We start from the raw sequence: 21,948 nt of genomic DNA, 5'->3' as shown, positions 1-21,948 counted from the left end.
CTTACTCATCCGTCTCCTCGAACTCTTCGGCAGCAATCAGCCAGCGGTGCCACTCACTTGGCATGACGCAGGGAGGATCGAACCTGGAAGGCGCCGCGCGCCAGGGCTGGTGCCGTTCGAGGCCAAAGGGCAAGGACTCGAGGGCCGGCAGCCAGTAAGCGACATAGAGGCCTTTTGGGTCGTAATGTCCGGCCTGTTTCAACACGTTGAAGTAGCGATCCTGGCGGGGATCTCGCCCTACGCCGGCGATATAGCGCCAATTTCCCCAGTTGCTGGCCACATCGTAATCGATCAAACAGTGCTCGAACCAGCCAGCGCCCAAACGCCAGTCCACGCCCAGGTCCTTGACCAGGAAACTGGCCACGTTCTGCCGTGCGCGGTTGGATATCCATCCGGTCCCCTTGAGTTCAATCATCGCCGCATCGATGAACGGCACCCCGGTCTTGCCGTCGCGCCAACGGTTGAACGCCTCGTTAGGCACGGGGAGCTGCTCGCGGCCGAATAGCGCAGGGCCTTCAAGCTGTGCTGCACGGTGAAAGTAGTCACGCCACAATAGTTCGAACACGATCCAGTAGCTGGACTCGCAGCTACCGTTGATGGCTTCCCAGGCCTTGACCTCACGGTGTACCTGGCGAGCCGAGAGACAGCCCCTGGCCAGCCAGGGCGAAAACCGCGTCGAAAAATTGGCACCCAGCAAGCCATTGCGGGTCTTTTTGTAAGACTCAGCGCCGTTCTGCCGCCACAGATAGTGCTGCAGCCGGTCTCGGGCGGCAGATTCACCGCCTACGAATACAAAGCCTTGGCGCTTGTCTGGCTGCCAGGCCGCGCTCTGCTGACACACATCCTTGAGCGGCGGGAAGCCACGGGGGGCGTCGTCTGGCCACCCGGGCAGCGTCACCGGCATGGTGAGCGGCTCGGGGATCTCGCAATGTTTTTCCACATGGCGACGAAACGCCGAAAAGCTGGCGGGCAGCTCCTCCAGGGCAAACGGCAGTGTCGCAGCGTCAAGCAAGTAGCCGCTTTCGGAACGCACCAGCGAACAACCCTCAGGCAGCGTCTCGGCCACCTGATCGATGTGCGCCCGCTCTTCGCAGCCCGAGTGCTCGGCGACCAGCACTTGCCGGGCCTTGAGACGCGTAGCCATGGCCACCACTTCTTCAGCGGGATGGCCGATACGTACCAGCAGATCGCTGCCCAATTGCAGCAGCTCGCCTCGCAGCTCCATCAGGCTTTGCCATAAAAAGCGCAGGCGCGCCGGGCCAAGGCGGCAAGTCTCCTCGCCTGCCATATTGGAGGTCAACCACGCCTGGTCCAGTACGTAAAGGCAAACCAGTTGATCAGGGGCGGACTTGAAATGTAGTAAGGGGTTGTCCGCTACACGGAGATTATCCTGTAGCCAGACGATATCAGTCGTGCTGTTCATGCTCGTGCCTCCTCGGCGTGCTGTGCTGTCTGGCTTCGCGTCGGCAACGTTCGCTGCAAAAACGCACTTCCTCCCAGCAGCGCGCCCATTTTTTCCGCCAGGTAAATGGGCGCTGGCATTGAACGCAGTCTTTTTCCGGTAGGTCTTGTTTTCGTCTCATCTGTCCATCTCGCTGCGCGTAAAGCACCGCGCCACGCTTTCATACATGGACACTATATCTTATACAGTACATATATTGTATATAAATTAACAGGCATTTAGTGGCACTGCGCACTTTGGTTAAACAGCAGCGCCTTATTAACTCCGATCGAGTAGGAGGGGGAGTCGCCTCCCCCGTCCTCTCACACCACCGGGCAAACGGATCCGTACCACGGCGGTTCCTGTCCCCCATTATCGGGCTGAGCTTCGTTCCGCTGAATTCGCTCGCCTGTGTGCTCTGAGCGCTTCGACAGTCTTTGGGCTTCCGGCCCGCCATACAGTTATCGAGAGCCCTCCGGGGAGGCTTCTGCTCGTACACATCAGAGAGTGGTCAACTATCCACTCGTGACAGGTTCAGCCCTTCAGCTCTTGGTTAGAGAGCCTAATATGGCCTCTGCTGACTCCTGTTCGCCCATCCCGACACCTCACGGTGTCGGTAGCCAGTGGCAGGCGAACAGGCCTCCCAGGGTAAGACGCGCGACCTTCCTCCCATCTACCCGCCGCATCTACTTCCACATCTTCTGGATAGCTATTGGGCTTCGAGTTTCATGGCCCTCTCGCCCAGATGTGGCTGCCTCATATGCGGTTCCTGTTCGTCGGGCCAGGAGTTTGCCTACAGCTTCCTTCAGATTCCGCCTCACGACGAACACCCTTGCTGTTCAGCTAACGGTTCCCGCTATCAGGGTCCGTAGGGGACTTTCACCCCCAAGTCATCCGGCCAACCACCACGGCGGACCGGATAGCGCCTAATTGGCGCTGCGCGCCATGCCTGGCGCACCATAAAAAAAGCCACCCGAAGGTGGCTTTTGGTTAACTCGTTGATTAATGGTCAGTCGGGATCTGTAGGCCGAGGTTGACGCTTGGCATTTTCATGGGTCTCCAATCCGCTCTTCAATTCATGGGTGAGCGGATCATAATTGGGCCTGAGTTCATCCTTCACCGTACCGCTCCACAGTCGAGAGCCGACGAAGTAACCCGCCCTGCCAATCACATGGGCGGCAATAGGTGCGGTGATCAAGATGAATACGATGATCGCGAATGCCCGCGCCACGACCCCCACTTCGGCAAAGTGCATGGCTGCCGCCAGCATGATCAGGATCACCCCCAGTGCAGCAGCCTTGGTGGTGGCATGCATACGGGTCAACAAATCGGGCAGCCGCAGCAAACCAATGGAGGCCAGCAGCATGAAGCTGGCGCCGGTCAGAACCAGCGTTCCCTTGACGAAATCAATCATCCCGCGGCCCTCCACGTTCCAGAAAGCGAGCAAATCCGATGGCGGCCAGGAAGCCCATCAGCGCAATGACGATGGCCGCATCCAGAAAGCTCGATACACCTGATTGTATGGCATATACCCCTACCAGCCCCACCACCGTGGTGGAAAACAGCTCCAGCGCCACCACTCGGTCCGGCAGGCTAGGGCCACGCACCACGCGCACGAAGGTCAGTATCAGGGCACAGCCCATCACGACCTGGCTAATCAAAATCACGGTATCCATCAGCGAAATAACTCCAGGGCTCGGTGCTCCATCTCTTTGAGGCTGCGTCTCAGCTCATCTTCATCGTCCAGGAACATGGCATGGATATAGAGCACCCGGCGATCATCGGAGACGTCCAGGCTCAACGTGCCCGGCGTCAGCGAAATCAGGTTGGCCACCATGGTGATCTCCATTTCCGTGCGCGCGGCCAGCGGAAAAGCAATGACCCCTGGCTGCATGTGCCAGGGCGGCGTCAGGATATCGAAAGCGACGCGCAAGTTGGCCTGCACCAGCTCTTTCATGAAGAAGCCAATGAAGCCGATGATGCGCGGCACTCGCGAAGGATAGCCTTTCAGCGCTTCAACCTGAGGTTCGATCAACACCAGCGCAATATAACCAAACACCATGCCTACCAGCAGGTTCAAGCCCGAGAAGTCACCGCTCAACAGTACCCAGGCCAGGCCGAGTAACAAGTTCCAAATTGCACCGGTCATGGAGCCTCCTCCTGAACGTCACTCGCCTGATCCACGCCCGCATCTGCCGACTCCAGCAGCGCATCGATAACATTCGCCGACTCACCGAGCACGGCCTCTATGTAGCCTGCAGGATTCATCAATTGATCGCCAATCTGATTCATGACCTGCATGATGGGCTCGGCGAAAACACCCACCAGCAGCGACATCATGGCCAATACGATCACCGGCAGATACATCATCCATAGGCTCGGTTTGAGCATACGCCCATCATCGCCTGTGGGCGTTTGGGTTGCAGGCACCTTGTTCTCTTCCGGCAAGGCTTTCCAGAACACTTCGTTCCAGATCTTGACCATGGAGTAGAGGGTCATCAAGCCCACGGCCAAAGCAATCCCGGTGGCGACATAGGCACCCGCTTCCAGGCCTGCTCGCACCAGTACGAACTTGGCGAAGAAGCCGGACAACGGCGGAATGCCCGCCAACGAGAAAGCCGAGATAAAGAACGCCACGGCGAGCCAGGGGCGCTCGCGATACAGCCCGCCCATCTTCTTGAGCTGGTAGGTGCCCTGCAAGCGATGCGTGATACCACTGATCAGGAACAGATTCGTTTTCACGATGATATTGTGCATGATCGCAAACACGCCACCGGCGATGGCCAGCGGGGTATAGAGCGCCAGACCAAGAATCATGTAGCCAATCTGGCTGACGATGTGAAACGAGAGAATACGGCGGAACTCATACTGCGCCGCCGCCCCGAGTACGCCGGTGACCATGGTCAAGACTGCACCCCACAGTATGATGTCCTGAAGGTAGCCCATGGTCTGATCGAAGATCAGCGTGAAGACGCGGAACAGCGAGTACACCCCGACCTTGGTCAGCAGGCCAGCAAACAGCGCCGATACCGCCACGGGCGGCGTGTGATACGACGCGGGCAGCCAGAAGAACAGCGGAAACGCGGCCGCCTTGATACCAAAGGCCACCATGAACATCACGGCCAGCACTTCTACCATGCCGCTGTGCTCGGCCTCATCCATGCGCAGGGCGATGTCGGCCATGTTCAGCGAACCGACCGTGCCATACAGCAAGCCAATCGCGGTCAGAAAGATCACCGATGCCAGCAGGTTCAGCGTCACATACTTGATGGCACCTTCCATCTGGGCACGCTCTCCCCCCAGAATCAGCAGCGCGAACGATGCCACCAGCATCACCTCGAACCACACGTAGAGGTTGAACATGTCGCCGGTCAGGAAGGCTCCAGCCACACCGGCCAGCAGCAGGTGCATCAGCGGGTAGTAGCCGAATTTTTCATGGCCACGCCCGGTGGTGGCCAATGAGTAAATACCCATGGCCAGACCGATGATGCCAGTCAGCAGGATCATCACGGCACTGAGCATGTCCGCCACCAGGGTAATGCCGAAGGGCGCAGGCCAGTTACCCATCTGCATGGTGACATAGCCATCTGTCAGTACCGCGACAAACAGCCACAGACTGACGCCCAGCAGCGCAACGTTGCCAGCAACGGCCACAAAGCGCTGCATGGGCCGCGACCGCCAGAACAGCAGCGATATCGCCCCCGAAAGCAGAGGCAACAGAACGGGAAGTGCAACTTCAGGCCTCACGTGTCGGTATCCTTCATCTTGTCCAAATCATCTGCCTTCACGATCTCATAGGCACGGCGAATCAGTACGACGGCAAATGCCAGTACGCCGAACGCGATCACGATGGCGGTCAGCACCACGGCCTGGGGCAGCGGATCGGCCACGGGGCCCAGTGGCTGCATCATGCCTTCGGGAATCAGCGGTGGCGCGCCACGGGTCATGCCTGCGGTGGTAAAAATCAGCAGGTTGGCGCCATTGGAAAGCAGCAGCAAACCGATCACCAGTTTGACGATCGAACGCCGCAGCATCATGAATACGGCAGTGGCGTACAGCAAACCAATCGCCAGGGCCATTAGCGGTTCCATGGGGAGCCTCCTATGTTATCCGGGGTATGCAGCTCAAGGCTCATCCTTGTCCACCTCCATTAACGCCATGACCATGCCCATCACGGAACCCAGCACCGCCAGATAGACGCCCACATCGAAGATCAGCGGCGTAGAGGCCTTGAACTCGATACCGGGAATCGTCCACCACTGTGCAGTCAAGAAGGGCTCACCCATGAACCAGGCGGGCACCACCGAGATCATGCCCAACAGCAGACCCGCCCCGACCAGGTCGCGGGGGTCGACCATGCGCAGCACTTCTCGGGTGGCGCTGGCACCAAAGGCGAACAGGTAAAGCGCAAACGCCCCCGCCGCCACCAGCCCGGCGATGAAGCCGCCGCCGGGCTCGTCATGGCCACGCAGCAACAGAAAAATAGAGAACATCAGTTGCAGCGGCATCAAAAAGCGTGCCGCCGTATTGAGAATGATCGTACCTGACTTAACCATCGTAGGGCTCCTTGACGCTGCTCTTCTCCGCCTCTACTGATTTGCCCTGGGGGCCATCGTGACGCAGTTTCAACATGGCAATGACACCAATGGCGGCCAGCGCCAGCACGAACATTTCGCCCAGCGTATCCAGGGCACGGTAGTCCACCAGAATCACGTTGACGATGTTGCGCCCATGAGCCAGCGGTGCGCTGTTCTCGACCATGTACGTGGAAATGGTTTCGAACTGGTCGATGCTCCATGCCGTCATGATCAACAGGAAGATCATGACCCCCATGGCAGCTGCCACGGCACCGTCACGCACGCGCTCGAGGCTGGTCGAGAGGTTGGAGTAACGCGGCAAGCGGAACAGCACCAGCACCAGCAGAATGACCGTCATGGTCTCTACCAGCAGCTGGGTGATGCCGAGATCGGGGGCACTGAACAGAATGAAGATCAGCGCAATCGAGAAGCCCATGATGCCAACCGACACCACGGCTCCCAGGCGCGAGCGCGAGATGGTGGCAAAAATTGCCCCCATGGCCATGGTACCGACCACGATGATTTCATGGAAACGCACGTCCAGCGTCAGCGCCAGCTGGGGCGAGTGGCGCAGCAGAATCGAATTACCGACCAGGCCGATCAACACCACCAGCATCACCAGAATGTAATTACGCATGTAGCCATTCTGCAGAATGTGGGTCTGCCACTCGGAGAAGCGTACGACGCCATTCATGAAGCCTTCATAGCCTGCTTCCGGCCCATAGCGCATGACCGGTGCCAATCGCGCCAAATGGCTGCGCACCTCGTCCCAACGCTTGAACAGCAAAAAGCCCAGCGCCATGCTCACCAGCGACATGATCAGCGCCACGTTGATACCGTGCCACAGCGACAGGGTAACCGTCAGCGCATCGCCCACTACCGAAGTGGCCGCAGCGGTCAGCAGTGCATCCACCCCCAGCAGCGCGGGCGCCAGCCCCAGCAATAGCGAGCCGCAGGCCAGCAGTGCAGGCCCCAACAGCATGCTAAACGGCGCTTCATGGGCGACCTTGGGAGTGGCATGCTGCGCGCCAAAGAAAGGGCGCAGCGCAATGATGGCCGCCACGGCAATGGTCAGAATGGCCGAGAGGAACGCAAACAGCACCAGCATCAGACGCACGCTGTCGGCGCCCAAGGCAGCCTCCAGCATCAGCTCCTTGCCAATGAAACCGAACAGCGGTGGAACCCCGGCCAACGACAGCGCCGCCACGAAGGCAATCGTCGCCGTCACGGGCATGGCTCTCCGCAAGCCCCCCATGGCCGTGACATCCTTGGTGCCCGTTTCATGGTCCAGAATACCCGCCACCATGAAGAGCGCGCCTTTGTACATGGAGTGCGCTAGCAGGAAGGTGACGAACGCCGTCATGGCATAGTCGGAGCCAATGCCCAGCAGCATGGTCAAGGTGCCCAGCGCCATGATCGTCGAGTAGGCCAGCAGCTTCTTGATATTGGTATGGTGGATCGCCAGGAAGGCGCCCGTCAGCATGGTGGTCGCACCCACCACCGAGAGAATGCCCACCCACATGCCGGTACCGCCCAGCTCGGGCTGCAGGCGCGCCAGCAGGTAGATGCCCGCCTTGACCATGGTGGCCGAGTGCAGGTAAGCCGATACGGGCGTTGGCGCCGCCATGGCGTTCGGCAGCCAGAAATGAAACGGAAACTGCGCCGACTTGGTGAACGCCCCGAGCAGCAGGCAGATCAACATGGGCGTATAGAGCGCATGCTCGCGCAGGTTGTCGTCGGACTGCAGAATCTCGCTCAGCGACCAACTGCCGCTGGCCACACCCAGCAGGACCAGTCCCGCCATCAGCGCAAGGCCACCGGAAACGGTCACGAACAAGCCCTGGCGAGCCGACTTTCTGGCCTCGATATCGTTATGGTTGAAGCCGATCAACAGATACGAGGTGATACTGGTCAGTTCCCAGAAAACGAACAGGGTCAACAGGCCATCGGCCATGACCAGCCCCATCATGGAGGCCATGAAGGCCACCAGCGCCAGATGGAAGCGGGCAATATCCGGATGCCCTTTCAGATACCCGCCAGCATAGATCAGTACGCAAGTACCGATGACGGAAATCAGCAGGCCAAACAGCAGCGACAGGCCATCCAGCAAAAAGCTCAGGCTGATCCCCAGCGACGGCACCCACGCCCACTCCAGCAGCTGCGGCCCTTCACTCAGCACCACCGGGGCCTGGCCAATCAGCCACGCGGCCATCAGCGCTGGAAATAGCGCCAGCACCAGGCTGGTTCGTTCCCTACACCAGAGGTTGAGCAGCGGTGACGACGCTGCCAGCACGAAGCCTATTAAAACGGCAAATTGCATCCGGCGTTCTCTCCCTAAAATAAGCGCAAACTATTCCCGCAAGCGGCGCATGGTACGACATGTGCCGCTTAAACGTTGAATAAATGTGATTTTATATGCACAAACCTTATACCAGCCTTTCGAAAAACTCCAGCCACCTCGCTGGCATAAAAAAAGCTCGGGCAGTGGCCAAAGCGGCGTCAGCGCGAGCAGAAATCTTACGGAGCGGGCACGGGCAACCAGCCCAACAGCTCATTATTGACCACGGCCAACAGGGCATCGATATGATCATCGCGATCATTCAGGCAAGGAATATAGCTGAACGTCTCGCCACCGGCCTCCATGAAACTGTCGTGAATCTCCTCCTTGATCTCTTCGAGGGTTTCCACACAGTCGGAGGAGAAAGCAGGTGACAGAATGGCAATGTGCTTGTGGCCCTGCCTGGCCAGCTCGGCCACATGATCCACGGTTTGCGGGCCTACCCACTTTTCCGGGCCAAACTGTGACTGGAAGGCGGTATCGACCTCCTCCTTGCTCAACCCCAGACGCTCACGCAGCAGGCGCGTGGTTTTCTGGCACTGGCAGTGGTAGGGATCGCCTTCCATCAGATAGCGTTCCGGCACACCGTGGTAGCTGGCCACGAGCTTGGTGGGACGGCTTTCAAAGCCGTCGTACGCCTCTTGCACCGAGTTGGCCAGCGCCTGGATGTAAGCCGGGTGTTCAAAGTAGGCCGGCACCGTGCGCAGGTAGGGCTGCCACTTCATCTTCATCAACGTGCGAAACGCCTGATCATTGGCGGTAGCCGTGGTGGGCGAGCCGTACTGCGGATAGAGCGGGAAGAACACGATGCGCTCGCAGCCCTTCTCTTTCATGCGATTCAGCACGCTTTCCGTGGAAGGGTTGCCATAGCGCATGCAGAAATCGACCTCGACACTGTCGCCATACAGCGCTTTCAGCCGGGCGGTCATCTTTTCCGTCTGTGCACGGGTAATGGTCAGCAGCGGGCTCTCGTCTTTTTCGGTGTTCCAGATGCTTTTATAGGCATGGCCCGACGTAAAGGGGCGCTTGGTCAGAATGATGAGCTGCAGCAGCGGCTGCCATTTCCAACCCGCATAGTCCACGACCCGCTTATCCGACAGGAATTCGTTGAGATAGCGCCGCATGGACCAGTAGTCAGTCGCATCGGGCGTCCCCAGATTGGCCAGCACCACGCCCACCTTGGCGGGGGCAACCGGAGGATGACTGCTTGGCGCGTGGGCCAAGCGCCCTTCACCTGGTTGATCCTTTACAACGCTGTCGGCCATCTCACTTACTCCTGGGGGCTGTCGATCATTCACAATGGTCTAAATCTTATCACTTTTCAGCAAAGACGCGGGATAAAGTTATACTATCAACATAATTTGTACAACTGTATACCAACCCATGTCCAAGCCTTTGCTACTCATTCTGGGTGACCAGCTTTCCCTGACCCTGCCTACCCTCCGCCGGGCTCCTGAAGGCGCGGTGGTGGCGTTCTGCGCCAGCAGGTAGAGCAGCTCCTGGCATCGCCCCCCACTGCCGCCGGTTACGAGCAAGCCGCTCACACCCAAGGATACCCCCACGAGGAGCGCTCCTCATGAGCCGTTTCGCAACGCTGCATGCCGAACCACCGGTCACGCTCTACCACGATGGACACTGCCCCTTTTGTCGCGTCGAAGTGGCCTGGCTAGCCAAACATCGCCACCACCAGCGCATTCGTCTGGTCGATATTCAGCACGAGGATTTCGATCCCGGCGCATTGGGGCTCAGCTTCGAGGCCATGATGGGGCAACTGCATCTTCAGGATCAGCAGGGAAACTGGTATGTGGGGATGGATGCCAGCCGGGCCCTGTATGCCGTGTTGGGCTACAGGCGGCTGGTAAGACTGTCTTGCTTGCCTGGCCTGCGCGCCGTCATGGATGCAGGCTATCGGTTCTTTGCCCGTCGCCGAATTCGGCTGGGCCAATGGTGGGAAAAATGCGGGTCACGCTCGCGCAATCAGTGATGCCTGGGCGTCAGAATACCAGCGGCATACGCGAGGTCAGCGGCGCGCTGTAGTGGGCGTCGCGACCAATGACTTCATCCTGAGGCACGTGCTGCACAAGATACGCCCGGTGGATACCTGCCCGCTTGAGTTCGAGGTAGACATCGTCCAGCGAACGAAACAGCATGGGCTTGCCACGCTGGGTCAGCATATGGCGCTCACCCTCGACATCTTCAAGCTCGACCTGATAAAACCGGCTGCCCGAGTGCGTGATTACTCGAATTTCAAAATTGTCATGACGTTCGACGAACTGTTTAAGCTCTTTAAGTTCCATGGTTCCCTCCTGTTATTGGTCATTGCCATGGAGCACAGCATGCCCTTGCCCCATGACAATCATATTACCCTGGCACTATCTCTCTAAGAGGGCAATAACAGAAAAGAGTTCCTGACCGAAACGTCAAGATGTGTGTCGTGTTACTGATATTCCGAGGGGTCGATGGCCTTGCCTAGGGAATTGCGATCGATCCAGTTGCCCCCTTTGGTTTCCTTGTAACGGAACACGACCTTGTCGCCAATGGTGACCGGTAATTCCGCATCTTCTGTCTGGTAGCTGTACTGCTCCCCTTCCACTACCAGGTGGTAGCGGTAAAGGTCGGGCATGCCCAACCACTCCTTGAAGGGACCTTCACGCTCTAACGACTGGAGCTCACCCCGACCTTCCAGCTTGGGAAGCCGCTTACGGTTACCGCGCCTAAAACCACCTGCCATGCGTTACTCCTGTCTATCTACCAATGCGATTGACCCACGCTTCTCATCCCGCCCTTCCAGTGAGGGTTACCCAGACGACTCAGCCAACGGGGAGCGCATTATACGTGCTCCCCCCTCAGCCTCAAGTCAATCGCCGAAGGCTTCACCGTAACTATCCGGCGCCAGATCTTCGAAGCGCGTGTATTTGCCTATGAAGGCCATGTGTACCGTTCCAATGGGGCCATTACGCTGCTTACCAATGATCAGCTCGGCCAGGCCCTGGTTATCCGGGTTATCGCGGTTATACACTTCGTCGCGATACACGAAGGCAATGACGTCTGCATCCTGCTCGATCGCGCCCGAGTTATGGCTCACGATGCCATCCGCTAGCCAGCACGCGTCACCGGGGACGGTCAAATCGAAGACCTCTTCTTCACCGCAAGGGCGTATCTCGACGACTTGGTCCCAAAAGAGATCGCTGGAGGCAATCTGTGCCAAAGCCACATCGCCCAGCGCATCTGCATAGCTGCCAAGGGTTTCCCGGGAAGGAGCAAAGCTAAAATGGGACGAGCCGCCATAAGATGTGCCACGCATTGCAGCCATTTTCCGGTGACTCACGCCTTTAGCAAGCATGGCCTGTTTGACATGCTCGAACACCTCCTGGGGCAAGGTATCGATATTGGTGTTCGCCACGACGGATGCCGCTTTCAGCGGTGCTAACGACGCCACCTGATGCCCAAAAGCCCCAATATTCTGTGCAAAGCGCTGCTGTTGATCGCTTCCCGACACGTCGGCGGTATACCAACCACTCCCCTCTCCTGACACGACATGGCGGATTCGGGTCACAATACCGAAACGTAGTAGCAGCGCGCTGACATCATCGATAAGGCGACGGCTAACCGTAGAAAAATAGACGCGTGTGCGCCCATTTTTATCTGTCGTAATGCTGCCGTCGGTGGCCCACAAATGACGTATGAACAGCGCGAGCTGCTGATCGGACAGCCTGAAGATGTCACCTGGAATATATTTTTCTGCAGAGCGCTGCCCAAAGATACCCAGCGATTTCAACCAGGCGCCCACTCCCTGGGCGTGCCAGCGATTGCCATTGCCAGCAATGACAAGTTGATGCCAGTTGCCGCGTCCCGCATGGCGAGTCACCGTCGAGCCAAACTGCTCTGCGCAGCGCTTCACAACGTCGCTATTCGCTTCACTAGCGGTGGTATAGCGCAGCGGCTGTCCTTTGACATAGCTGCCGTCACCCAGCAAATGCGCCAGCAGGATAAGCGCATGCTCCTCCCACACGACCGGATGCTCAGGCTGCGCTAACTGCCTGGCCAAGGCGATACGATCCCCTACCTTGAGCTCGGCCACCGTTTTCCAATCCCATAGCGCTTTCAATCGATGCCTGGCTGTTGCACGTATACGCCGCCCACTAGCCAAACAAATCTCGAATACTGGCTTGGTGCCCACTGACCACACCAAATCCGTCGTCGAGCGGCGCAGCTTGCCATCTTCACCCAGCGATATGACGTCCGGCGTTTGCCCGACCAGATCACCAATCGGCAACCGCTCTCCGGTTGCCAGCATCACCCGCGTGTCTCCCGTGACACACTCACGCAAATCCGACATGACCGGACGCTTGTTGGGACGCTGCTCCAGCGAGCGGTTCAGCTGGGAAAGCGCCACCACCGGGCACTGGAACTCCTTGGCCAGGCCTTTCAGCGAACGCGAAATTTCCGAAATCTCGCCCGTGCGGTTTTCGTTAAAGCCAGGAATCTGCATCAGCTGCAGATAGTCGATCATGATCAGGGCAATATTGCCGTGCTCACGCACCACCCGGCGTAACCGTGAGCGCATCTCATTGGGTGACAGGGCCGCCGTGTCATCGATGAAAAGCTGCTTGTCTTTCAGCAGGTTCACCGCCGAGGTCAGCCGCGGCCAATCTTCGTCTTCCAACTGCCCCGAACGCACGCGGGTCTGATCGATACGCCCCAATGACGAGAGCACACGCAGCATCAGCGATTCGGCGGGCATCTCCATGGAAAACACCATCACCGGCTTGTCGCTGGAAATGACCGCATGCTCGACCAGGTTCATGGCGAAGGTGGTCTTGCCCATCGAGGGGCGTCCGGCAATGATGACCAGATCGGAAGGCTGCAGGCCCGAAGTCATCTCATCCAGATCCCGGAAGCCGGTGGAAAGGCCGGTCATTTCCCCTTTCAGGTTGAACAGCTCATCGATTCGATCCACGGCCTTGGTGAGCAGGTCACTCATGCCAATGGGGCCACCGGTCTTGGGCCGCTCTTCGGCAATCTGGAACACCAGCCGCTCGGCCTCGTTGAGCAGCTCGTCGGCGGGCCTGCCCTGAGGCGAAAAAGCCCCTTCGGCAATCTGGTTGGCCGCCCGGATGAGCTTACGCAGCGTGGCACGCTCACGGACGATATCGGCATAGGCGCGTATGTTGCTGGCCGAAGGCGTGTTGCGCGCCAGCTCGGCCAGGAAACTCAGTCCGCCCACCGTATCCAGCTGGTCGCGGGCTTCCAGCGCTTCGGAAAGGGTCACGACGTCCAGCGGCTGGCCCGACTCGGCCAGATGCGTCATCACATTGAACACCAGCCGATGTTCATAGCGGTAAAAATCGTCAGCCACCAGACGCTCGGAGACGTTGTCCCACGCCTGGTTGTCCAGCATGAGCCCGCCTAACACCGACTGCTCCGCTTCCAATGAATGCGGTGGCAGTTTTAACGCTGCCGTTTCCTGATCAGCAGAAGGCTGGTCCTGCATTGCGAGCTCCTTAACAATTACCCGATAGCCAACGGCGCTTATCTTAGCCGTGCGGCTCGGATAACACCACTGGCCCCCGCGTAAAGTGAGGGCTTTATAAGCCTGCTGTGTCGCCCTTTGCCAAAAGAGCCACAGGGCCTAAAAAGACAAAGGGTCTAAAAAGACAAAGGGTCTAAAAAGACAAAGGGCGCGGGAGAACCCGCGCCCTTTGAGGCGTCAGCGTTGGCGAGTATGATTACTCGGCGACAACGACCACGCGTACAACGGCGTCCACTTCTGCATGCAGGTGGAGGTCGATGTCGTATTCGCCAGTTTGACGAATCGGGCCTTGCGGCATACGTACTTCGCTCTTGGCGACGTCGATTCCCGCAGAGGAGATCGCGTCGGCCAGGTCACGAGGACCGATAGAGCCGAACAGCTTGCCTTCGTCGCCTGCCTTGGACACCAACGACAGTTCGATGTCGTTGAGTTGCTCGGCACGCGCCTGGGCTTCCGCCTTACGCTCAGCGGCTTGCGCTTCGAGTTCGGCACGCTGCGCTTCGAACGCTTCGATGTTGTCCTTGGTGGCCGGTACGGCTAAGCCGTAAGGCACCAGGTAGTTACGACCATAACCAGGCTTGACAGTGACCTTGTCACCCAGGCCGCCCAGCTTACCAATCTTGTCGAGCAGAATGACTTCCATCTCGTAAACCTCTTGTCAGTTGCTGCGGGCAAGGCGTGCGCGAACGTTCGCAAATGTATCGATCAGCCCCAACAGCAGCACAATGAGAATCGTGGGCCAGGTCGTGATCAGCAGCACATAAAATGCCACCAGCCACAGCCCGTTCATCCCCTTTATTCCAATAAAACCATGCACCAACGCAATACCGGCAATCAGCAGCGGAACCCAGCAGAGCATCGCCAGCGCCTGCGCACCAAGCGCCATGCCTGCCACTCCCAACACCACCAGAACGGCAAGCTCACGGGGGCTCAGGCGCAACGCATGAAACTCTTCGCGAAAGCCACCGGGGTTATACAGCCCGGCTTGCCAACTGCGGGCCAGCGCCAGACAGATAATGGCGGCCAGCAGCACGACCAGCCCCGTGACACCACCGATGACCATGGCAGCCAAGGCCGTCGTGTCGACGCCCTGGTTGGCAAACTCGGTGAGCATACGGTCGATCTCGGTAGAGCTCTCCCGCAGCTGCTCCAGCATGAGCTGCGTTCCCCCCGGCGGGCTGAAGATGCCCAGCTGAACCATGACGGCGGCAGCCAATGTGCCCACGATCAAGGCTTCGCTCCAGCGCATCCGCTCGCGCAGGATGACGGACATCAGCGTGACCAGCAGAACGCTGGCCAGTGGTATCACGTCACCTTGTGCCCACCAGAAACCGGCAGGCAGAGCAGCGGCGATGATGACCGGCAGCGCAGGGGCAAAACCCTTGCGCAAGGTCACCAGTGCGGCAATGGCGGCGCCCAGCCAAAACAGCCAGGGCACCAGCGATGCCAGGGCCGCCCCGCCTACGGCATAGGGCGTTCCGCGCATCAGCCATCTTGCCAGTGCCAGCATCACGTTAAACGCTTACTGGTGGCTATCGGAGTAGGGCAGCAGTGCCAGGTAGCGTGAACGCTTGATAGCGGTCGCCAGCTGACGCTGATAGCGTGCTTTGGTGCCGGTGATACGGCTCGGAACGATCTTGCCGGTTTCCGTGATGTAAGCCTTCAGCGTGTCGAGATCTTTGTAGTCGATCTGCTTGACGCCTTCAGCAGTGAAGCGGCAAAACTTGCGGCGACGGAAAAAACGTGCCATGGACTAGCTCCTTAAAACGTGCAGTGGATAGAATCAGGCAGTTTCTTCAGCTTCAGCGCGCGGCTTTTCTTCGCGACGCGGACGCTTTTCTTCTGCCGGCTTCATCATCGGAGAAGCTTCGGTAACGGCTTCCTTGCAGCGCACAACCAGGCTGCGGATGATGGCGTCGTTGAAGCGGAAGATGTTCTCGATTTCTTCGAGAGTCTCGCCGGTGCACTCAACGTTCATCAGCACGTAGTGGGCTTTGTGGATCTTGTTGATCGGGTAAGCCAGGTGGCGACGGCCCCAATCTTCCAGACGATGCACGGTACCGCCGCTTTCGGTGACGATGCTGGTGTAGCGCTCGACCATTGCCGGTACTTGCTCGCTCTGATCCGGGTGGACCATGAACACGATTTCATAATGACGCATGGAATCTCCTTGCGGTTTGGCAGCTTCCTGAGTGTGCCGAAGCATATGCTCTGACAGCGACTGGGAAGCAAGGAGTTGACTGAAATGCCCTTGGCAAGCCACGTATGGCTGAAAAGAACATCAAGCAGATAAAACCAGTGTCGTAGTGGGGTTACCAATACGAACGCCCGCTTATGTATAAACGGGCGCAAGCATTCTAGTGGGACGGAGGCTAACTTGCAAGCTGCCGCTGACGCACTGCTTCAAACAGGCAGATTCCGGCAGCCACCGAGACATTCAGGCTGGACACCTGCCCCGCCATGGGCAGCTTGGCCAGATGATCGCACGCTTCCCGCGTCAACCGGCGCAACCCCTTGCCTTCGGCCCCCATCACCAGCGCGGTCGGGCCGGTGAAGTCGATATCGAACACACTGGCCTGTGCTTCACCGGCGGTGCCGGTGATCCACACGCCCTCTTCCTTGAGCCTGGCCAGCGTGCGCGCCAGGTTGGTGACCTGATAGACCGGCACCACCTCTGCGGCACCACAGGCGACTTTTCTGACCGTGGCGTTGAGCGGCGCCGCCTTGTCCTTGGCCACGATCACCCCGTGGGCACCCGAGGCATCGGCACTGCGCAGGCACGCGCCAAAGTTATGCACGTCGGTGACGCCATCCAGCACCAGCAGCAAGGGGGGCGTATCAGACGGCCAAGCGCGGAGCTTGAGCCACAAAGACTCCTCTCCTTCTGCCATCAAGGGGGCACAGAAGGCAACCACCCCCTGATGCGCCGCCCCTTGGGTCAACTGGTCGAGCACGTCACGCGACTGCTCCTTGACCGCCGCACCACTGGCTCGGGCATCGGCCACCAGCGTTTGCAAACGCTGGCCTGCGCCCTGCTGCACCCACAGCTCCTTGGGCGACTCGCCCCGTGCCAGCAGGCTTTCCAGGGCATGCACACCATAGACGTGATCCAGCCCATCGGGCGTACGGACAGAAGTGCGCGTAGCCGGGCGAGGGCCACGTCGAGACGACGCCGATTTCATGCTCAACCCTTTTTCGGAGATGGTTTACGTGAGCCACTGCGCGTACGGCGCGGGCCGCGACGGGCGGGCTGCTCACCGGCTGCCGCCTTTGCCCCAGCGCCCTTTGCACCCGAGCCGTCACTACGACGCTTGCGCGGCTGACGCTGCGGGCGCGGCTTGTCATCGGCAAGACCGAAGTCGATCTTGCGATCATCCATGTCCACCCGCGCCACTTGCACGGTCAGGCCATCGCCCAGGCGATAGGTGGTGCCGGTGCGCTCACCCTTGAGACGATGCTTCTCGGCTTCGTAGTGGTAGTAGTCGGAAGGCAGTGACGTGACGTGCACCAGCCCTTCCACAAAGAAGTCATCGAGACGCACGAAGAGCCCGAACTGGGTCACCGAGGCGATGGTGCCCTCAAAGGTTTCGCCCAGCTTGTCCGACATGAACTCGCACTTGAGCCAGCTCTCCACGTCACGGGTGGCTTCATCGGCCCGCCGCTCGGTCATGGAGCAGTGTTCGCCCAGCTCCAGCATCTGCTCGAAGGTATAGGGGCACCACTTGCTCGGCGGATCCACCGGCGCACCCTCTACCCGCACCACGGTAGCGGTCTGGCGCGGCCCGCGAATCACCGAGCGAATGGCACGGTGCACCAGCAGGTCAGGATAGCGACGAATGGGCGACGTGAAATGGGCGTAGGCCTGGTAAGCAAGGCCGAAGTGCCCCTCGTTCTGCGGCGAATAGACCGCCTGATTCATCGAGCGCAGCATCACGGTCTGGATGATGTCGGCATCCGGGCGGTCGGCAATCGCTTCCCGCAGTGCCTGGTAATCCTGAGGCGTCGGCTCGTCGCCGCCGCCCACCGAAAGCCCCAGCTCACTCAGGAACAGGCGCAGCTTGTCGAGCCGCTCAGGGGTCGGGCGCTCGTGGATACGATACAGCGCCGGCAGGTCGTGCTTGTCGAGGAAACGCGCCGTCGCCACGTTGGCGGCCAGCATGCACTCCTCGATCAGCTTGTGGGCATCGTTACGGCTACGCGGCACGATCTTCTCGATCTTGCGCTCTTCATTGAAGATGATCGCCGTTTCCGTGGTATCGAAGTCGATTGCCCCACGCTCTTCCCGAGCAGCGCGCAGCAGGCCGTACAGCTCATGCAGGTTCTTGAGCGGCTTGACCAGCTCGGCGTGCTCACGGCGCAGCGCCTCTCCTTCTTCACTCTCGCCGTCCAGCATGGCCGCCACCTTGTTATAGGTGAGTCGGGCATGGGAATTCATCACGGCTTCATAGAAGGAGTAGCGGCTGATGGCACCGGTCCTGGAAATGTTCATTTCGCACACCATCACCAGCCGGTCGACGTGCGGATTCAATGAACAAAGACCGTTGGAAAGCAGCTCGGGCAGCATCGGCACCACTTGCCCCGGGAAGTAGACCGAGTTGCCGCGAGTGCGCGCTTCGTCATCCAGCGCGGTACCAGGGCGCACGTAGTGAGAAACATCGGCAATCGCGACGACCAGCTTCCAGCTACCGGACTTGGTCTTCCAGGCACACACCGCATCGTCGAAATCCTTGGCGGACTCGTCGTCGATGGTCACCAGCGGCAAATCGCGCAGATCGACGCGGTGCTGCTTGTCGGCTTCCAGCACTTCAGCGGAGATTTCGCTGATCTGATCCACTACCTCCGGCGGAAACTCGGCGGGAATGTCGTAGCTGCGGATGGCGATGTCGATTTCCATGCCGGGGTCCATACGCTCCCCCAGCACTTCGATCACTTCACCCACTGGCTGAACCCGAGTGGCAGGCTGCTGGACGATCCTGGCTGAGATCACCTGACCATCCTTGGCACCACCACTAACGGTGTGCGGGATGATCACTTCCTGGGTAATCCGCGGGTTTTCGGGAATGAGAATCCCGAATTCCGGCGTATTGCTGCGGTATACGCCCACCATGGTCTCGGTATTGCGGGCAATCACTTCGGCAATCGTGGCTTCCTCTCGACCGCGACGGTCTCGCCCACTGACGCGTACCAATACGTGGTCACCGTGGAAGACGCGACGCATCTGACGGGGCGGCAGCAGCAGGTCCGGCTTCTTGCCGTCATCACGCAGCACGAAGCCAAACCCATCCCGATGGCCCAGCACCTTGCCCTTGATCAGGTCGAGCTTGTCGATCAGTGCATAGGCGCCTCGGCGGTCGCGCAGCACCTGGCCGTCGCGCTCCATGGCCGCCATACGCCGACGCACCGCTTCCAGATGGTCTTCGTCTTCGATGCCCAACATGCGGCTCATGTTTTCATGGGTGATCGGCTTGCCATAGCTTTCCAGGGCAGCCAACAGGTATTCACGGCTAGGAGCCGGGTTATCGTAATTCTTCGCCTCGCGCTCGGCGTGCGGATCATCACTCAACGTCCAGTACTTCATGCGATCAACATCCTTGATAACGGTTGCGGGAGGCGAACAAAAAGCGCGGGCAGCGTGCACTGCGGGCGAAAGGCATGTGCGCCTCGAAGGGCGTCGTGTTCAACTAACGATGAGTTGAAATAAGTCATGTTTTGTTTGGTCATGGGCGCAGTATAGCGCCGCCCGTTCAATCACCCAACCACTTGGCGCTGCAAACCCCGGTTTTTTACATTAAAAAAATCACCCAGGGGCTTGCATTTAGCCACAGCCTCGGTATCATACGCGCCACTTGCCCAGATGGCGGAATTGGTAGACGCGCTAGCTTCAGGTGCTAGTGACCGTATGGTCGTGGAGGTTCAAGTCCTCTTCTGGGCACCAACTGTTTCATGTTATCCCCTTTCATGAATCAGCACGGTGCGGCGGCAAGTAAAGCAGTGAAAGAAAGGCAGTACGTTCGTGTTCGCCCAGGTGGCGGAATTGGTAGACGCGCTAGCTTCAGGTGCTAGTGACCGTATGGTCGTGGAGGTTCAAGTCCTCTCCTGGGCACCATGCGAACACCGACGTAATGGCTGAATGTATTGTGAAAGCAGTACAGCAGTGAAAGAGTCGATACGCCCAGGTGGCGGAATTGGTAGACGCGCTAGCTTCAGGTGCTAGTGACCGTACGGTCGTGGAGGTTCAAGTCCTCTCCTGGGCACCATCGATGCCCCCGTATCGCTCTTGCTTTCGTATTATCCCATCTAATGTGTTTCTATCTGTTTGCTGTCCCTCATCAGTCGCTCTCTTTTGGCAAACCCTCATCTGTATGCTTCTATTCTCTGATACCCTTTTGCTCTGATACTTTTTCTTCCCCACTATTTCTCTTCTGTCTGCCTTCTCTTCTGCCTGTCTATTTCATGTATATCGAGCCCATGCCGTTCGAGCATTGCCGTGTCTGCGCTCAAGCGGCAGGCCAGGGCAACGCCTTGGCCTGACAGCATGCAGCGTACCGTACTACTGGAACCGGCCTGGGCGACGAGACACCTCCTCCAGCGCCCACCCTTGGGTACGCAGCTCACCTTCCAGCACGGCTTCAAGCTGGGGTGAGAGGTTCGGGAAGAAGTTCAGCCCCGTGCGGGCTTCGATCTCATCGATGGTCACCAGGTAGTCGCTCAACGGCTCATTGCCCTGCACGTCCTGGGGCATGATGAACGCCAGCGCCAGGGGCGTCTCATCGTGGGGCGCCACGATGATCTTGTAAAAGGCTTCGGGTACTTCCACCCAGCCCACGCGGTTGAAGACGTTATCCATGAAGCGCTCGGGGTAGACCGGCCCGGTAATCACCTGCAAGCGATCAAAACGCGGGGCAAAGTGATCCATGACGGAGGCTTCGAGCCGCTGCCAGAGCTGGCGATTCAGATTCGGCCGCTGGGGCAGCATGTTGCTCATCAAGAACGTGTCCACCTGCGCGCTGCGCCCATGCACGGCAGCAATGGCGTAGTTGGGCGCCAAATGTCCTCTGTCGTAGCCGCTGCCGGAATAGCTATCGGTACTCACCGGCCACAGCATGCGCCAGTCTGGCTGGAAATTGGGCCTGGGGCCAATACGCATATCCTCAGGCACGGCCTCTACCTGGTAGCTGACCCACAAGGCCCCCACCCGTACATCCGACCACCCCACTAAAAAGCCATCGTTACGCAGTACACGGTGCAGGCTGGTAGGGTGCAACGTTTCCCAGGTGGGTACGCCCATCCAGGTATAAGCTTGCTGGTGCTGGCGCCCTTGATACTCCCACAAGCCCGTACCGACCAGCACGAACAGCACGGCAATGCCCAGGCGTCGCCCCTGACGACGCCAGCGCAAAAGTGATTTAGCCAACGGAGGACTCCCCTGCTATCTTTCAAGACGCCTTATCAGAGGGTGTTTTCAAACTACTGCGCTTGGCCATGCGGCGTTGAAATCAACCTCAAAATGCTCATTTACAGCCCGTAAACTCCGCTTTTTCGGCTGATTTCGCCTTGCCTGGCCGTCGCTCGTGACATTTGTAAACACCCTCTCAGCGGCGTTTCATCATTCGTTTCATTGGCTTTGCAAAGCCGGGGCGTTACCAACCAACGGAAAACATGGTTTCCAGGTCATGGCGTGAGTGAACCTGCATGGCGTTCAGCGTCTCGGTATCGCTGATGCCTTCCACGGCATTCAACCGCTCGGTCACCAGCTCGGCCAGGCTTTCGAAATCGCGGGTGCGCGCAATGGCCACCAGATCGTAACGGCCGCAGGTGGAGTACACCTCACTGATACCTTCCACATCGGCCAGGCGTTCGGCCACGGCCTTGATCTGGCCTTTTTCGGTATTGATCAGGATGACTGCGCTTTGCATGGCGTCCTCGCAAATGAGTGGCGGTAAGATGAATACTGCACGACGCAGCGAGTATAGCAGCCTGCCCGGCGGGGCCAAGCCTTGCCGGGCAGCGTGGCCAATTGTCGCGCTTTTCATAAGGTTATTCGCACTAATTTTACGCT

22 protein-coding genes and 3 tRNA genes are annotated in these 21,948 nt (G+C 58.9%); 4 read left to right on the top strand and 21 right to left on the bottom strand.

Annotation, left to right across the window (positions count from 1 at the left end; translation table 11 throughout):
* Nucleotide 1: 1 nt before the first annotated feature.
* From KVY02_RS05400 to hemH, 10 genes are all read right to left on the bottom strand, one after another.
* On the bottom strand, nt 2–1,423 hold the full coding sequence (locus tag KVY02_RS05400) for a DASH family cryptochrome (protein ID WP_218314654.1): 1,422 nt from the start codon (nt 1,421–1,423) through the stop codon (nt 2–4).
* Complete coding sequence (locus KVY02_RS05395; protein ID WP_081135361.1) at nt 1,407–1,583, bottom strand: DUF2256 domain-containing protein; 177 nt, start codon at nt 1,581–1,583, stop codon at nt 1,407–1,409. The genes KVY02_RS05400 and KVY02_RS05395 overlap by 17 nt, the downstream gene beginning before the upstream one ends.
* An 867-nt stretch (nt 1,584–2,450) precedes the next feature.
* Nucleotides 2,451–2,855 carry a monovalent cation/H(+) antiporter subunit G gene (gene mnhG, locus KVY02_RS05390; protein ID WP_016916569.1) on the bottom strand — a complete coding sequence of 135 codons (405 nt, stop codon included), beginning with the start codon at nt 2,853–2,855 and terminating at the stop codon, nt 2,451–2,453.
* Entirely contained in the window at nt 2,848–3,117 is a 270-nt protein-coding gene (locus tag KVY02_RS05385) for a monovalent cation/H+ antiporter complex subunit F (RefSeq protein WP_016916568.1), read from the bottom strand. The genes mnhG and KVY02_RS05385 overlap by 8 nt, the downstream gene beginning before the upstream one ends.
* Nucleotides 3,117–3,590 (bottom strand): Na+/H+ antiporter subunit E, encoded by a 474-nt coding sequence (locus KVY02_RS05380; protein ID WP_100731280.1) that lies wholly within the window; start codon nt 3,588–3,590, stop codon nt 3,117–3,119. The genes KVY02_RS05385 and KVY02_RS05380 overlap by 1 nt, the downstream gene beginning before the upstream one ends.
* Nucleotides 3,587–5,188, bottom strand: a complete 1,602-nt coding sequence (locus KVY02_RS05375; protein WP_218314651.1) for a Na+/H+ antiporter subunit D — start codon at nt 5,186–5,188, stop codon at nt 3,587–3,589. Before KVY02_RS05375 ends, KVY02_RS05380 begins: the two co-directional genes overlap by 4 nt.
* Nucleotides 5,185–5,532 (bottom strand): Na+/H+ antiporter subunit C, encoded by a 348-nt coding sequence (locus tag KVY02_RS05370; protein ID WP_026002026.1) that lies wholly within the window; start codon nt 5,530–5,532, stop codon nt 5,185–5,187. The genes KVY02_RS05375 and KVY02_RS05370 overlap by 4 nt, the downstream gene beginning before the upstream one ends.
* Before the next feature lie 33 nt (nt 5,533–5,565).
* Nucleotides 5,566–5,997 carry a Na+/H+ antiporter subunit B gene (locus KVY02_RS05365; protein WP_016916564.1) on the bottom strand — a complete coding sequence of 144 codons (432 nt, stop codon included), beginning with the start codon at nt 5,995–5,997 and terminating at the stop codon, nt 5,566–5,568.
* The gene (locus KVY02_RS05360; RefSeq protein WP_218314649.1) at nt 5,990–8,338 is read right to left on the bottom strand and encodes a putative monovalent cation/H+ antiporter subunit A; all 2,349 of its coding nucleotides are present in this window, start codon (nt 8,336–8,338) and stop codon (nt 5,990–5,992) included. The genes KVY02_RS05365 and KVY02_RS05360 overlap by 8 nt, the downstream gene beginning before the upstream one ends.
* 197 nt (nt 8,339–8,535) lie before the next feature.
* The gene (gene hemH / locus KVY02_RS05355) at nt 8,536–9,621 is read right to left on the bottom strand and encodes a ferrochelatase (RefSeq protein WP_081135349.1); all 1,086 of its coding nucleotides are present in this window, start codon (nt 9,619–9,621) and stop codon (nt 8,536–8,538) included.
* A gap of 311 nt (nt 9,622–9,932) precedes the next feature.
* On the opposite strand from hemH, the gene KVY02_RS05350 reads away from it, so the two are divergent.
* Nucleotides 9,933–10,340: a thiol-disulfide oxidoreductase DCC family protein gene (locus KVY02_RS05350; protein WP_081135343.1), complete on the top strand. Its 408-nt coding sequence runs from the start codon at nt 9,933–9,935 to the stop codon at nt 10,338–10,340.
* A 10-nt stretch (nt 10,341–10,350) separates the two neighbouring features.
* Here KVY02_RS05350 and KVY02_RS05345 read toward each other — a convergent pair whose 3' ends face one another.
* From KVY02_RS05345 to rnr, 9 genes are all read right to left on the bottom strand, one after another.
* Nucleotides 10,351–10,653 (bottom strand): DUF6482 family protein, encoded by a 303-nt coding sequence (locus KVY02_RS05345; RefSeq protein ID WP_081135341.1) that lies wholly within the window; start codon nt 10,651–10,653, stop codon nt 10,351–10,353.
* A 140-nt stretch (nt 10,654–10,793) separates the two neighbouring features.
* The gene (locus tag KVY02_RS05340) at nt 10,794–11,087 is read right to left on the bottom strand and encodes a hypothetical protein (protein WP_039182003.1); all 294 of its coding nucleotides are present in this window, start codon (nt 11,085–11,087) and stop codon (nt 10,794–10,796) included.
* A 126-nt stretch (nt 11,088–11,213) separates the two neighbouring features.
* Nucleotides 11,214–13,850 carry a replicative DNA helicase gene (locus KVY02_RS05335; protein WP_218314647.1) on the bottom strand — a complete coding sequence of 879 codons (2,637 nt, stop codon included), beginning with the start codon at nt 13,848–13,850 and terminating at the stop codon, nt 11,214–11,216.
* A 235-nt stretch (nt 13,851–14,085) separates the two neighbouring features.
* A complete protein-coding gene (gene rplI / locus KVY02_RS05330) occupies nt 14,086–14,532 on the bottom strand; it encodes a 50S ribosomal protein L9 (RefSeq protein WP_016916556.1) in 447 nt (148 codons plus the stop codon).
* A 15-nt stretch (nt 14,533–14,547) separates the two neighbouring features.
* Nucleotides 14,548–15,399, bottom strand: a complete 852-nt coding sequence (locus KVY02_RS05325) for a hypothetical protein (protein WP_081135335.1) — start codon at nt 15,397–15,399, stop codon at nt 14,548–14,550.
* 12 nt (nt 15,400–15,411) lie between these two features.
* Entirely contained in the window at nt 15,412–15,639 is a 228-nt protein-coding gene (rpsR, locus tag KVY02_RS05320) for a 30S ribosomal protein S18 (RefSeq protein WP_009097135.1), read from the bottom strand.
* A 33-nt stretch (nt 15,640–15,672) separates the two neighbouring features.
* The gene (rpsF, locus tag KVY02_RS05315) at nt 15,673–16,050 is read right to left on the bottom strand and encodes a 30S ribosomal protein S6 (RefSeq protein WP_016916554.1); all 378 of its coding nucleotides are present in this window, start codon (nt 16,048–16,050) and stop codon (nt 15,673–15,675) included.
* A 211-nt stretch (nt 16,051–16,261) separates the two neighbouring features.
* Complete coding sequence (rlmB, locus tag KVY02_RS05310) at nt 16,262–17,071, bottom strand: 23S rRNA (guanosine(2251)-2'-O)-methyltransferase RlmB (RefSeq protein ID WP_081192232.1); 810 nt, start codon at nt 17,069–17,071, stop codon at nt 16,262–16,264.
* 2 nt (nt 17,072–17,073) lie between these two features.
* On the bottom strand, nt 17,074–19,467 hold the full coding sequence (gene rnr, locus KVY02_RS05305) for a ribonuclease R (RefSeq protein WP_100731287.1): 2,394 nt from the start codon (nt 19,465–19,467) through the stop codon (nt 17,074–17,076).
* A gap of 270 nt (nt 19,468–19,737) precedes the next feature.
* Here rnr and KVY02_RS05300 point away from each other — a divergent pair.
* The 3 genes from KVY02_RS05300 (at nt 19,738) to KVY02_RS05290 (ending at nt 20,146) form a co-directional block, all read left to right on the top strand.
* Nucleotides 19,738–19,824: transfer RNA gene (locus KVY02_RS05300), tRNA-Leu, on the top strand.
* Nucleotides 19,825–19,908: 84 nt separating this feature from the next.
* Nucleotides 19,909–19,995: transfer RNA gene (locus KVY02_RS05295), tRNA-Leu, on the top strand.
* Between the two features lie 64 nt (nt 19,996–20,059).
* Nucleotides 20,060–20,146 (top strand) — tRNA-Leu (locus KVY02_RS05290).
* Between the two features lie 293 nt (nt 20,147–20,439).
* Here the strand turns inward: KVY02_RS05290 and KVY02_RS05285 are convergent.
* Both KVY02_RS05285 and KVY02_RS05280 read right to left on the bottom strand, forming a co-directional pair.
* On the bottom strand, nt 20,440–21,303 hold the full coding sequence (locus KVY02_RS05285; protein ID WP_232710780.1) for a DNA/RNA non-specific endonuclease: 864 nt from the start codon (nt 21,301–21,303) through the stop codon (nt 20,440–20,442).
* Between the two features lie 226 nt (nt 21,304–21,529).
* The gene (locus tag KVY02_RS05280; RefSeq protein ID WP_026002022.1) at nt 21,530–21,805 is read right to left on the bottom strand and encodes an Lrp/AsnC family transcriptional regulator; all 276 of its coding nucleotides are present in this window, start codon (nt 21,803–21,805) and stop codon (nt 21,530–21,532) included.
* Nucleotides 21,806–21,948: the final 143 nt, after the last annotated feature.

This window comes from Halomonas sp. 18071143 (genome assembly GCF_019211725.1).
GTDB lineage: Bacteria > Pseudomonadota > Gammaproteobacteria > Pseudomonadales > Halomonadaceae > Vreelandella > Vreelandella stevensii.
Note: the sequence above shows the minus strand (reverse complement) of the source record. Positions and strands in the feature narration are given on the sequence as shown.